The following is an 11,965-nucleotide window of genomic DNA, read 5'->3' as shown; positions in this document are numbered from 1 at the left end:
AATAAAGAGGTCACTTATGAACGGTTTACAGGCTTACCAACGCGTAAACGCCCAAACCAGCATTACGGATGCCGATCCTCACAAGCTGATCCAGCTTCTTTACAACGGAGCGTTGGAACGCATTAACATGGCCAAAGCCAGGATGCAGGCGAAGGATTTTGAGGGCAAAGGCCGATTGATTTCCAAAGCGATTGAAATCATCGGTGGCCTCCGTGGCTTTCTGGATTTCGAGAAGGGTGGCGATCTGGCCGTGCGCCTGGAATCGCTTTATGACTACATGGAGCGGACCCTTTTTGAAGCGAATGCCAAGAATGACGTCGCTAAGCTTGATGAAGTCGCGGACCTTCTGCGCTCAATCAAAGACGGCTGGGATGGCATCCGCGAAGAGGCTACCTCCAAGCAACAGCAGGCTGTCTGAATACGACGTTCTGGTGTGAATACCGTGCATTCTATCCAAGATGCCACCTGGCGCCCTGCCGGTGGCATCCGCGGCCAGTAACGAGGTCGCACTCTTGCCCCAATAGCCATTCCCCCCGCTGTCCCGTACAATACGCCCCTTATTTTTGATACATCCATTCTGTTCAGTCTGGAGCAAGGGCATGTCTGATATTAAAAAGGTGGTTCTGGCGTATTCCGGTGGCCTGGATACCTCGGTAATCGTTCGCTGGTTGCAGGATACCTATGAGTGTGAGGTGGTGACGTTCACCGCCGACATCGGCCAGGGCGAGGAAGTTGAGCCGGCGCGTGAGAAAGCGAAAGCGCTGGGCGTGAAGGAAATCTACATTGAGGACCTGCGCGAGGAATTCGTTCGTGACTACGTGTTCCCGATGTTCCGCGCCAACACCATCTACGAAGGGGAGTACCTGCTGGGTACCTCCATCGCCCGCCCGCTGATCTCCCGTCGTTTGATTGAGATTGCCAACGAAACCGGTGCGGACGCGATTTCCCACGGCGCTACCGGCAAGGGCAATGATCAGGTTCGTTTCGAGTTAGGTGCCTACGCGCTGAAGCCGGGTGTGAAGGTGATTGCCCCCTGGCGTGAGTGGGATCTGAATTCCCGTGAGAAGCTGCTGGCTTATTGCGATGAGCGCAACATTCCGGTGGAGAAGAAGAAGGGCAAGAGCCCGTACTCCATGGATGCCAACTTGCTGCATATCTCTTATGAAGGCATCAACCTGGAGGATCCCTGGGCGGAAGCCGAGGAAGATATGTGGCGCTGGAGTGTGTCTCCGGAAGCAGCGCCCGACACGCCTTCCTATATCGAAGTGACCTATGAGAAAGGCGATATCGTGGCGATTGATGGCCAGGCCATGAAGCCTCACGAGGTGCTTGAACACCTGAACAAGGTCGCCGGCGAGAACGGGATTGGTCGTCTGGACATTGTTGAGAACCGTTATGTGGGTATGAAATCCCGCGGTTGTTACGAAACTCCGGGCGGCACCATCATGCTGCGCGCCCACCGTGCGATTGAGTCCATCACCCTGGACCGCGAAGTGGCGCACCTGAAGGACAGCATCATGCCGCGTTATGCGGAGGTGATTTACAACGGTTACTGGTGGTCCCCTGAGCGGGAAGCGCTGCAGGCGCTGATCGACCAGACCCAGACTTATGTAAACGGTACCGTGCGCCTGAAGCTCTACAAGGGCAACGTGGATGTGGTTGGGCGTAAGTCTGACGATTCGCTGTTCGATGAGAAGATTGCGACCTTCGAGGAAGACCAGGGCGCCTACGATCAGAAGGATGCTGAAGGCTTTATCAAGCTGAATGCGCTTCGGTTGAGGATTGCGGCTGGCAAGGGTCGCAAGCTTTAAGTGGCCTCCCGTGACGCCCGGAACTCTCCGGGCGTCTTCCCCGTCTCTGCTTTGAACTTTCGGTGAAACGACGTTGTTTCGCTGTACCCCAGCCTCAACGCTATCTCCGGAATGCCCAGTTCGCTGTTCGTCAGAAAATCTTCCGCCATTGCCTGTCTTACCTCGTCCAGCAACTGCTGATACGAAACACCTTCCTGGCTAAGTTTTCTCTGCAGCGTTCGGCTGGTCATGCCCAGATGGTCTGCGACCATGTCCTGGCGGGTGATGCCGTGCATCAACTGTTTGCGAATGCTGTGTTTAACCCGGTTGGTGAGGGCTGTGTCGGTTTCCAGGGTGGCCAGTTGGCTGAGGGCGTGGGCTTCCAGGGTTTTTCGCAGCAGTGGGTCAGGCTGGCGTAGGGGAGTGCTCAGCAGGTCTTTGTGCAGAACAATGGCATCTTCGTTGGAACGAAAACGTACCGGGCAGCCCCAGCGTTCCGTGTAGGCGCTCTCCAACTCCGGCCCGGGGGAAGGGTGTTCGAGGTGTACTTCCACTGGCGAGGCGGCGTTGTTGTCGGCCAGCCAGCGGGCGTAGTTGATCCAGGAGGCGAAGACGTTGTCCACCATCTGGGGGCGAACGACCGGGTCGGTGTAGTTGCAGGCCCAGATCAGTTTGATGTGATCGCCGCTACCCGCAATTTGCGTCGTTCCCATGTCGCCGACCAGTTTCTCGAACGGGGCTATACGAGCTACTGCTTCTCCCAGCGTGGCGGAGCTCATGGTGATATACCCGAGAACACTGTAGGACCCCGGTTGCACGAAGTCACCGGTTTCAAGGCCGAGGATGGGGTTATTGCTTTGTTCACAAAGCAGCCGTATGAATGCCTGGAACTGCTCGCCGTTTATACGCTCGTCGTCGGTCTGGAGAATCGACGCATCAAGCCCGGCGTTGCTGAACAGTGCTGAGGTATCCAGGCCTTGGGCATTGGCGGCGCGGACATATTGTCTTAGGGCTGCTACGGAGGCGGTTCCGAGGGTCTTCATGATTACGGCAACGTCTTGGGGTTATTGTTGCCATCAGTATAACGGAAGCAGAAAAGAAAAAAGCCAGCTAAGAAGCTGGCTTAAAAACAAGGAAAGAACGAAAGTGCCTGAAAAATTCGTTAATTCTGCGGACTTTCCCCATTTGGCGGCGGAGGTACTACTCGGCTCCTCCGCCATGGGGGATACTGCTTAAATCCACAATTTCAGAATAGGGCTTTCGCTCATGGAAGTCTGTTTGTGATGTGTGTCGCAGTGTTACGTAGCGTAATCCGACACTCTTCCTTCAGGCTTTCTCAAGCTCTGGCCTGGTCTCGGTAAACCGCCGGGTCTCATAGGCATCTACCAAGCCTTGAACTGCTGCACGCTCCATCTCCTGAACCGAGGGGGTGCCGTTTTGGGCATCCGCCCTGCAAAGCACCATGCCTGCCTCAACCGAGATGTAACCCGCCGTGGTTTTCAGAGCTTTGTGGTTAATGCCGTCGAATACGCGGCGAAAAGCTGTTGTGGAGCAATGATCGCTGTTTGGGAAGTGAGCGATAATCGCGTACTGGTTGTCGCCCACGCGGCACAGGGAGTCCATGGGCCGGATCAGGTGGCTCAGGCGGCGGGCGATGCCAACGGCCAGCTCACTCATCACCGAGGGAGCGTGCTTACGCTTGAGTTCCTGCCAGTTGCGAATGCCGCACAGCACATAGGCAGAAGCACCGCCTCGGGATTCCGCCTGCCGCAGGCATTTGCCCAGCTTATTCCGGGCATAACGGTTGTTGCAGAGGCCCGTTTCAAGATCAATGATGTTGCTGCTTTCCAGTTCGCGGTTGTTCTCGATCAACAGGGAATTGGCGCGCAGCAGGGTGTTCTGGCGGTCTGCCATGCGGTCGGCCGCGAAAATCCTTGGAATCAGCTGCTTGGTCATGTCCGATTTATAGATGAAATCGTCGACGCCCCGGTCGAATGCTTCTGACAGGGCCTCCACGCTCTCCCGGGCGGTGAGCAGGATCACGTAGGTGTAGTGGTTGTTCTGCTCATCCTGCTGGCGGACCTGATCGGTCAGCTCCAGCCCGTCCATCTCCGGCATCAACCAGTCGGCAATCAGCACACTGACCGGGCGTTGGTCAATAAACTCAAGCGCGGCAGGGGCATTGTTGGCGATTCGTACGTCGCGGTACCCTGCATTGCGGAGGGTTCGGCCCACCACCATACTGCTGAATTTGGCATCGTCTACCACGAGGATGGGAAGATCAAGATTTGGCATTGTTAACTACTACTCACCAGTCCATTGTCAGATGCGGTGCCGGCCCGGTCTTGGTATGCTTTGGCACCTTGCGCAACCAGAAGGGCACCAGTATAGCGTTTTGTACGTGCCCTGACGTGGATAATTGTAAAAAGTGAGAACACATCATGCCTTCTTTTGACATCGTTTCTGAAATCGACATGCACGAAGTCACCAACGCCGTGGACCAGGCCAAGCGCGAGCTGGGCAATCGCTGGGACTTCAAGAACGTGGACGCGGACATCGAACTGGACGACAAAGGCATCACCATCAGCGCCGAACAGGAATTCCAGTTGGAGCAGTTGATGGACATGCTGCGCATGGCCTTCGCCAAGCGCAATATCGATTCCCGGGCGCTATCCGAAGACGGAGAAAGCAAAGCCGGCAAACTGGTCAAGCAGCATCTGCAATTGAAGCAGGGAATCGAAACCGACATGGCCAAGAAGATCGTCAAGATGATCAAGGACGGTAAGCTCAAGGTCCAGGCCAGCATCGAAGGTGACAAAGTGCGGGTGAAAGGGAAAAAACGTGATGACCTGCAGACAGCCATTGCCCTTTTGAAGGAAGCCGAGCTCGATATTCCTCTCCAGTTCAACAACTTCCGCGACTGATCGGGGAGCAGCACCATTTTATACGGCTTGAACCGGACCCTGCTGAAAGAAACACTCGACACCTACACCCGGTGGCAGGTTATTGCGCTTCTGTTTCTGGGCTTCTCGGCGGGGCTGCCGTTCCTGCTGGTGTTCTCCACTCTGAACGCAAGGCTTGCGGATGTCGGTGTGGAGACCGCGACCATTGGGTTCTTCAGCTGGCTTGGGATTACCTACTCCATCAAGGTGTTCTGGGCACCAATTGTCGACCGGCTGAAGTTACCGATTCTCGACAGACTGTTGGGAAAACGCCGAAGCTGGATTTTGCTCGCCCAGACGGGCATTGCCAGCGGCCTTTATCTGATGGCTCACGTGGACGCCACGGCAGCGCCTGAGATGATGGCCTGGTGCGGACTGCTGGTGGCCTTTTCCTCCGCCACGCAAGATGTGGCCATTGATGCCTATCGGATTGAAATTGCCGAAGAGCGGCTCCAAGCGGCATTGGCAGCTACCTATATCTTCGGCTACCGGTTGGCATTGTTGGTGGCTGGTGCGGGAGCTTTGTACTTGGCAGAGTTCTGGTCCTGGCAGGTGTCTTACGAGGTGATGGCTTTGCTGGTTGGTGTGGGCATGGCCACCGTGCTCATCGTAAGGGAGCCTGAGGTCAATCACTTTGCCGCTGCGCAGGACATTGCCGGAAAAATTGAGCAGGAAGCGGCGAAGCGCGCCCACCTGAACCCACGCCTGGCGAGGTTTGTCGGGTGGTTTTACGCGGCGGTCGCCGGGCCGTTCCTGGATTTTTTCCGGCGCTACCGGGAACTGGCCATCCTGATTCTGATCACCGTGGCGGTCTACCGAATATCGGACATCGCCATGGGCGTGATGGCCAATCCGTTCTACCTCGATTTCATGGGCTTCTCCAAGACCGAAGTGGCGGACGTTACCAAAGTCTTCGGCTTCTTCATGACAATCGCTGGGTCGCTTCTGGGTGGCGTGCTCGTTGTGCGTTATGGCGTTCGCCGCATGCTGCTGACCGGCGCCGTCATGACCGCCGCGACCAACTTGCTGTTCGTGGTACTCGCTCAGTACCCCCCGGACCTGGGCACCCTGGCGCTCGTGGTCAGTGCTGACAACCTCAGCGGCGGCATCGCCAACGTGGCCCTGATAGCTTGGCTATCCAGCATGACCAGTGCTTCGTTCACTGCCACGCAGTACGCTCTGTTCAGTTCCTTGATGACGTTGCCCGGAAAATTCCTCGGTGGCTTTTCCGGCATTGTCGTGGCCGGTTATGGGTACGCGGAATTCTTCCTGCTGGCCGGGCTGATGGGCGTCCCCGCTATACTGCTCGCCATCTACATGATGCGAAAAGGGGAGCGCCTGGACGCCTTGGCGCCTCGCAACGAGACGGCCGAGTCATCATGACCGAACCCACCAAAGACCAGAAAATCTGGCAGGTTGTCGCCGCTATCCCCCCTGGCTGCGTAGCCAGCTACGGCCAGATCGCAGATATGGCCGGCCTGGGCCGGCAGGCCCGGTATATTGGTAAAGCTTTGGGAAAACTCCCAGAAGGGCACGCCATTCCCTGGTATCGCGTGATCAGAAGCAATGGCCAGATCGCATTCTCCATCGGCAGCGAGGCTTTTGAGACGCAAGCCCAGAGCTTGCGGGAGGAAGGAGTCGTCGTTGTAGATGGACGAATATCAATGAAGCAGTTCGGCTGGCGCCCGTAGTTTATTGGGTTGATATACATCGGAGTACAGTCGGGCACCACCCCCTAGCCAGCCCCCAAACCCTTCAGGCTAGGTAGCAGAGAGGAGCAAAGCTCAAAACCTACAGCCGAAGCGCCCCATCAACCTCAATCATCCGCCCCGACATATAGTCATTCTCAAAAATAAACGCCGCCGCCGACGCAATCTCCTCCGGCTTGCCCATACGCTTCAAAGGAATACCAGCGGTCATCTTCTCAAGGGCCTCCGGTTTCATCGAAGCCGTCATCTCGGTCTCGATAAAGCCAGGCGCAATCCCCATGCACCGAATGCCATAACGGGCAAGCTCCTTGGCCCACACCGGCACCAACGCCGAAACCCCCGCCTTGGCGGCAGAATAATTGCTCTGGCCCATATTCCCCGCACGGGAAATCGACGCAATGTTGATAATCGCACCCTGATCGCCATTCTTGATCATCTGCGTAGACGCCTCACGGCCGCACAGAAAAACCCCCGTCAGATTCACATCAATCACCGACTGCCACTGCGACAGCTCCATGCGCTTCTCAACCTGGCCGTCCTTAACCTTCACCATCAGCCCATCCCGAAGGATGCCAGCGTTGTTAATCAACCCGTTAAGCTGACCAAAATCCGCTACGATAGCCTCAAATGTCTTCTCGACATCGTCTTCCTTGGCGACATTGCAGATATAGGTTCTGGCATCGCCACCGGCTTTCTTACAGGCGGCTGCAGCCTCTTCCAGCTTCTCCGGCATCAGATCAATCAGCGCCAGACGAGCCCCTTTGGCTGCCAGATACTCAGCCATGGCTCGGCCCAAACCCTGGCCGCCGCCAGTAATTGCGATCACGGAATCTTGAAGTTTCATGTTTTGCCCTAAGGTTAAGCATTAGCGGAAGCGGCGAGTATATCAGAGGTTTTTACGGTCGCAGCAACCAGACCAACGCTCATCCACGGAGGCTCCCTTGGGCATTTTTCTGTTTTTATTCATTGTCATGCCCATCGTCGAAATGACGATATTGATCAAAGTTGGCACCATGATTGGCGCCCTGAATACCATTGGCCTTGTCCTCTTGACGGCCATCATTGGTGCCGCGCTGCTGAGGCAGCAAGGGCTCGCCACCTTGTTGAAAGCCAATCAGAGGCTCAATAGTGGTGAGTTGCCAGCGAAGGAAGTGGCGGAAGGCCTGATTCTGGCCGTGGGCGGCGCCCTGCTGCTGACACCGGGATTCGTCACCGACACCATCGGCTTCCTGTGCCTGATTCCCGGGACCCGTCATTGGTTTGCGGCCCAGGCTCTGAAGCGAATGGTGGTGGCCGGTCAGTCCGGCGGTTTCACATTTACCGCAGGCCAGCAGGGGCCTTTCCAGGGGCAGGGGCCCTTTGGTGGCCGCGAAGGGCCGTTCGGGCGTCAAAATCCTTTCGACAGGAACGATGACATTATTGAAGGGGAATACCGCGACGAAACCGAGCGCGACTACGATCGCCTGAACCGGAATACCGAAGGCCGAGAGGATAGTGATCACGGCGATGGCGGTCCGAAAAAAAACTGAAAAATTTTTCGGGGGAAGTGTTGAAAACGCATCGGCCACCCCCACATAGGTCTCACAAGTTCGCTGCGGGCTAATAACCGCTGTAAAACAGTTGGTTAAAAGCCCCGGCTTTTAACGCAACCATCATTGCCAAACCTAACCTGACATTGGAGATATCGAGCAATGAAAATTCGTCCGCTACACGATCGTGTTGTCGTGCGCCGTAAGGAAGAAGAAGAGAAAACAGCTGGTGGCATCGTACTGCCGGGTAATGCCAAAGAGAAGCCGTCCCAGGGTGAAGTTATCGCCGTAGGAAATGGCCGTATTCTCGACAATGGCGAAACCCGTGCGCTGGCGGTAAAGGTGGGTGACACCGTGGTCTTTGGCCAGTATGCCGGTAACACCGTAAAGGTTGACGGCGAAGACCTGCTCATCATGAGCGAAAACGACATTTTCGGCGTTCTCGAGTAAGCGCTCGGTTACGCAGCAATCCGATTGAACGATTGAATTGGGTTTAACGAACAGGAATAGATGACATGGCAGCAAAAGACGTTAGATTCGGTGACAGCGCCCGTAAACGCATGGTTCAGGGTGTCAACATCCTGGCGGACGCAGTTAAGGTAACCTTGGGCCCGAAAGGCCGCAACGTTGTTCTGGACAAGTCCTTCGGCGCACCAACCGTCACCAAGGACGGCGTATCCGTCGCCAAGGAAATCGAGCTGAAAGACAAGTTCGAGAACATGGGTGCCCAGATGGTCAAGGAAGTTGCTTCCCAGGCCAATGATACCGCCGGTGACGGCACCACCACGGCGACCGTTCTGGCACAGGCCATTGTTCGTGAGGGCATCAAGGCCGTTACTGCCGGCATGAACCCGATGGACCTCAAACGTGGCATCGACAAGGCGACAATCGCAGCAGTACAGGCCATCCGTGACCTGTCCAAGCCCTGTGACGACAGCCGCAACATTGCCCAGGTAGGCACGATCTCCGCCAACGGCGACGAGACCATCGGCCAGCTTATCGCAGACGCGATGGAGAAAGTGGGTAAGGAAGGCGTTATCACCGTTGAGGAAGGCCGTGGCCTGGAAGACGAGCTGGACGTAGTGGAAGGCATGCAGTTTGACCGTGGCTTCCTGTCTCCGTACTTCATCAACAACCAGGAAAACATGTCCACCGAACTGGATGACCCGTACATCCTGCTGGTTGACAAGAAGATCTCCAACATCCGTGAGCTTCTGCCCGTTCTGGAATCTGTGGCCAAGGCTGGTAAGCCTTTGCAGATTATTGCTGAAGACATCGAAGGTGAAGCGTTGGCGACCCTGGTCGTGAACAATATGCGCGGCATTGTGAAAGTAAATGCTGTAAAAGCACCCGGCTTCGGTGACCGCCGCAAGGAAATGCTGCAGGACATCGCTATTCTGACTGGCGGCACTGTTATTTCCGAAGAAGTCGGCCTGTCTCTGGAAAACACCACCATTGATGACCTGGGTACTGCCAAGCGCGTCAACGTCACCAAGGAAAACACCACCATTATTGGCGGTGCTGGTGCTCAGGGTGATATCGAAGCCCGCGTTGAGCAGATCCGTAAGCAGATTGAAGACAGCTCTTCCGACTACGACAAGGAAAAGCTCCAGGAGCGCGTGGCCAAGCTGGCTGGCGGTGTAGCCGTCATCAAGGTTGGCGCCGGTTCTGAAGTGGAAATGAAAGAGAAGAAGGCCCGCGTTGAAGACGCTCTGCACTCCACCCGCGCTGCGGTTGAAGAGGGCATTGTGCCGGGCGGCGGTGTCACTCTGATTCGCGCCATCGCGGCTCTGGACAAGGTTGACGCCATCAACGAAGAGCAAAAGGCGGGCGTTAACATCCTGCGCCGTGCCATGGAAGCTCCGCTGCGCCAGATCGTGACCAACGCCGGTGGTGAAGCCTCCGTTGTTGTGAACAAGATCATGGAAGGCGAAGGTGCCTATGGCTATAACGCCTCTACCGAAGCGTTCGGTGACATGCTGGAAATGGGTATCCTTGACCCGGCCAAAGTGACCCGTTCCGCGCTGCAGGCAGCCGCTTCCGTGGCTTCCCTGATCATCACCACTGAGGCGATGATTGCGGACGAGCCGGAAGAAGAAGGCGCCGGCGGCGGTATGCCGGACATGGGTGGCATGGGCGGAATGGGAGGCATGGGCGGCATGATGTAATGCCGACCGGATCCGGACCAATTCTCAATTTCTGAGGAATGGCCCCATAAACCCGGAAAACCCCGCATTGGTTCACACCGATGCGGGGTTTTTTGTTTTTTTGTCATGAACTTGCGAAATGGCTTTGCTAGACTCGGCAACCGGCCATTTATCTTTGTGACACTGTATGAGCGAAACCCCAGCAAAAGCCTTTCTCAGACCCGGCAAAGTGTTCCTGCTGACCTTGGCCGGTGTGCTGGTTTATCTGGTGGCGCTGGTGGTTCTCGTACCGGCCGGATGGCTTTGGCATCAGGCGTCTGCCTATGTTGCGCTTCCGCCGGAAGTCCAGGTCAGTCAGGTGTCTGGCAGGGTCTGGTCAGGCGCTGCCGGCGTGGTGGTCGCCGGTTATCCTGTGAGGCTTGAGTGGCGGCTGGGCATGCCGTCCGTTTCTGGATTATCGTTACCCGTCGATTTTTCAGTGTCGTCGTCACAGTCTTCCGTGGATGGCAATGTTAGTCTCGGATGGCAGGGGGCAGGCACCCTCAACGCCAGTGGCCATCTGGCAGTCGCTGAATTTGAGGACCTGATCCGACGCAGCGGTGGAGCCGTCATCGAAGGTGACGTCACCATTGATCGATTGGTGTTGTCGTGGCAGGACAACCGCGTGACCCAGGCCGACGGCGTTGGCCGCTGGGCAGGAGGCCAGGTTACCTGGCCCATGGGGAATAATATTGGCCAGGCAGATTTCCCCCCCATGCTGGCGACGATGGACAGTACGGCCGATGGCGTTGCGCTGGTCATCTCGGAGCAGGGCGGCGATGGCCCCGCGGCGGATGCCGAGATTCGCTGGAACGGTATGATGGAGTTGCGAGTCTATAAACGCATGATCGACCTGGCCGACCAACCCTGGCCAGATTCTGCTAACCCCAGTGATGTCGTCTTCAGGGTCAAGCAGCCCTTGATTCCGGGAGGTGCTCTGTGACAGCAATGGCGGCTGTTATCGGTAGCCGGCGACTGCCCCGGTTGCTGGCCAATTTGTTACTGGCGGGCCTCGTGGTTTATGTTGCCCTGGTACTGGCGCAGACAACCTGGCTCATCGCCTGGGATGACCGCCCGGTGGCCATGGCACCCGCCTCTGACAGCCGCGCGAGCGCTTCAGGTGGCGGCCGATTACAGCCACTGGCGGCCCATCAGGTGTTTGGCAGGGCGGAAGAACAAACCCGTGTCGCAGAAGTGGTACGCCGGTCGGCACCGGAAACCAGGCTCAACCTCAGGCTTGAAGGTGTGCTGGTGGCAGAGCGCCCGGAGGACTCCGGTGCTATAGTTGCGGGAAGCAATGGAGTAACTGAGCACTATCGTGTGGGTGAGGTCTTGCCCGGTAACGCCGAACTGGCGGAAGTGGAACCAGGCCGGGTGCTGATTCGCAGGAATGGGCAATACGAAACCCTGACGTTTGAAGAACAGCTTTCCACTGGCCTGGTTGAGGGCGTGGAAGAAGATTTGGCGGAACCGGCGTCTTCGCCGGAGCAGTTCCTGAGTGAAGCACGGGAACAGCTTGATTCCCAGGGAGTTGCGGCGCTTGCACCATACGGGCTGAGCCCGACCGGGGAGGGAGGTACGTCCGGTTATGTGTACGATGGTTCCAATGCCATGCTCAATGCTGTCAACCTCAGGGCCGGTGACGTCATCACTGCCGTCAATGGCCAGCGGCTGGGGGATCTTGAGCAGGATATGATGCTTTTTGAGAATTGGCGGTCTGAGCCGCAATTGGAAATAGAAATTGAACGGGACGGATCCATTCTGACCGTGAGCTATGCCATACCTGAACAGTGGCGATGAACGGATTTA

General features: G+C 56.7%; 13 protein-coding genes. 10 read left to right on the top strand and 3 right to left on the bottom strand.

Annotated elements, in window-relative coordinates; all coding sequences use genetic code 11:
• Positions 1–16: 16 nt before the first annotated feature.
• Complete coding sequence (gene fliS, locus ACTRWH_RS15285; protein ID WP_007154096.1) at positions 17–418, top strand: flagellar export chaperone FliS; 402 nt, start codon at positions 17–19, stop codon at positions 416–418.
• Between the two features lie 181 nt (positions 419–599).
• Positions 600–1,811, top strand: a complete 1,212-nt coding sequence (locus ACTRWH_RS15280) for an argininosuccinate synthase (RefSeq protein ID WP_036210071.1) — start codon at positions 600–602, stop codon at positions 1,809–1,811.
• Here ACTRWH_RS15280 and ACTRWH_RS15275 read toward each other — a convergent pair.
• Both ACTRWH_RS15275 and ACTRWH_RS15270 read right to left on the bottom strand, forming a co-directional pair.
• Positions 1,808–2,833: an AraC family transcriptional regulator gene (locus ACTRWH_RS15275; RefSeq protein WP_213479572.1), complete on the bottom strand. Its 1,026-nt coding sequence runs from the start codon at positions 2,831–2,833 to the stop codon at positions 1,808–1,810. The genes ACTRWH_RS15280 and ACTRWH_RS15275 overlap by 4 nt on opposite strands.
• A 283-nt stretch (positions 2,834–3,116) precedes the next feature.
• Positions 3,117–4,085, bottom strand: coding sequence for a response regulator (locus ACTRWH_RS15270; RefSeq protein ID WP_007155700.1), 969 nt, complete (start codon positions 4,083–4,085; stop codon positions 3,117–3,119).
• 146 nt (positions 4,086–4,231) lie between these two features.
• Here ACTRWH_RS15270 and ACTRWH_RS15265 point away from each other — a divergent pair, with 146 nt between their 5' ends.
• The 3 genes from ACTRWH_RS15265 to ACTRWH_RS15255 are packed head-to-tail and all read left to right on the top strand — an operon-like array spanning position 4,232 to position 6,423.
• On the top strand, positions 4,232–4,714 hold the full coding sequence (locus ACTRWH_RS15265) for a YajQ family cyclic di-GMP-binding protein (protein WP_036210083.1): 483 nt from the start codon (positions 4,232–4,234) through the stop codon (positions 4,712–4,714).
• A gap of 27 nt (positions 4,715–4,741) precedes the next feature.
• The gene (locus ACTRWH_RS15260) at positions 4,742–6,115 is read left to right on the top strand and encodes an AmpG family muropeptide MFS transporter (protein WP_227664871.1); all 1,374 of its coding nucleotides are present in this window, start codon (positions 4,742–4,744) and stop codon (positions 6,113–6,115) included.
• Positions 6,112–6,423: an MGMT family protein gene (locus ACTRWH_RS15255; RefSeq protein ID WP_421921661.1), complete on the top strand. Its 312-nt coding sequence runs from the start codon at positions 6,112–6,114 to the stop codon at positions 6,421–6,423. The genes ACTRWH_RS15260 and ACTRWH_RS15255 overlap by 4 nt, the downstream gene beginning before the upstream one ends.
• A gap of 100 nt (positions 6,424–6,523) precedes the next feature.
• On the opposite strand, the gene ACTRWH_RS15250 is transcribed toward ACTRWH_RS15255, so the two are convergent.
• Positions 6,524–7,285, bottom strand: a complete 762-nt coding sequence (locus ACTRWH_RS15250) for an SDR family oxidoreductase (RefSeq protein WP_036210092.1) — start codon at positions 7,283–7,285, stop codon at positions 6,524–6,526.
• Between the two features lie 97 nt (positions 7,286–7,382).
• Between ACTRWH_RS15250 and ACTRWH_RS15245 the strand changes: the two genes are divergently transcribed.
• The 5 genes from ACTRWH_RS15245 (at position 7,383) to ACTRWH_RS15225 (ending at position 11,956) form a co-directional block, all read left to right on the top strand.
• Positions 7,383–7,970, top strand: coding sequence for an FxsA family protein (locus ACTRWH_RS15245; protein ID WP_036210095.1), 588 nt, complete (start codon positions 7,383–7,385; stop codon positions 7,968–7,970).
• A 162-nt stretch (positions 7,971–8,132) separates the two neighbouring features.
• A complete protein-coding gene (groES, locus tag ACTRWH_RS15240; RefSeq protein WP_007155569.1) occupies positions 8,133–8,420 on the top strand; it encodes a co-chaperone GroES in 288 nt (95 codons plus the stop codon).
• A 65-nt stretch (positions 8,421–8,485) separates the two neighbouring features.
• Positions 8,486–10,138, top strand: coding sequence for a chaperonin GroEL (groL, locus tag ACTRWH_RS15235; RefSeq protein ID WP_036210097.1), 1,653 nt, complete (start codon positions 8,486–8,488; stop codon positions 10,136–10,138).
• 166 nt (positions 10,139–10,304) lie between these two features.
• A complete protein-coding gene (gene gspN, locus ACTRWH_RS15230) occupies positions 10,305–11,099 on the top strand; it encodes a type II secretion system protein N (protein ID WP_075196452.1) in 795 nt (264 codons plus the stop codon).
• Positions 11,100–11,104: 5 nt separating this feature from the next.
• Positions 11,105–11,956, top strand: coding sequence for a type II secretion system protein N (locus tag ACTRWH_RS15225; RefSeq protein ID WP_036210102.1), 852 nt, complete (start codon positions 11,105–11,107; stop codon positions 11,954–11,956).
• Positions 11,957–11,965: the final 9 nt, after the last annotated feature.

This window comes from Marinobacter sp. G5_S1_61_S3, assembly GCF_054968585.1.
Note: the sequence above shows the minus strand (reverse complement) of the source record. Positions and strands in the feature narration are given on the sequence as shown.

Excerpts from the sequence above, each read along its gene's own strand:
- fliS (WP_007154096.1), top strand. The coding sequence starts at position 17 with ATGAACGGTTTACAGGCTTACCAACGCGTAAACGCCCAAACCAGCATT.
- ACTRWH_RS15280 (WP_036210071.1), top strand. The coding sequence starts at position 600 with ATGTCTGATATTAAAAAGGTGGTTCTGGCGTATTCCGGTGGCCTGGAT.
- ACTRWH_RS15275 (WP_213479572.1), bottom strand. The coding sequence starts at position 2,833 with ATGAAGACCCTCGGAACCGCCTCCGTAGCAGCCCTAAGACAATATGTC.
- ACTRWH_RS15270 (WP_007155700.1), bottom strand. The coding sequence starts at position 4,085 with ATGCCAAATCTTGATCTTCCCATCCTCGTGGTAGACGATGCCAAATTC.
- ACTRWH_RS15265 (WP_036210083.1), top strand. The coding sequence starts at position 4,232 with ATGCCTTCTTTTGACATCGTTTCTGAAATCGACATGCACGAAGTCACC.
- ACTRWH_RS15255 (WP_421921661.1), top strand. The coding sequence starts at position 6,112 with ATGACCGAACCCACCAAAGACCAGAAAATCTGGCAGGTTGTCGCCGCT.
- ACTRWH_RS15250 (WP_036210092.1), bottom strand. The coding sequence starts at position 7,285 with ATGAAACTTCAAGATTCCGTGATCGCAATTACTGGCGGCGGCCAGGGT.
- groES (WP_007155569.1), top strand. The coding sequence starts at position 8,133 with ATGAAAATTCGTCCGCTACACGATCGTGTTGTCGTGCGCCGTAAGGAA.
- groL (WP_036210097.1), top strand. The coding sequence starts at position 8,486 with ATGGCAGCAAAAGACGTTAGATTCGGTGACAGCGCCCGTAAACGCATG.
- gspN (WP_075196452.1), top strand. The coding sequence starts at position 10,305 with ATGAGCGAAACCCCAGCAAAAGCCTTTCTCAGACCCGGCAAAGTGTTC.
- ACTRWH_RS15225 (WP_036210102.1), top strand. The coding sequence starts at position 11,105 with ATGGCGGCTGTTATCGGTAGCCGGCGACTGCCCCGGTTGCTGGCCAAT.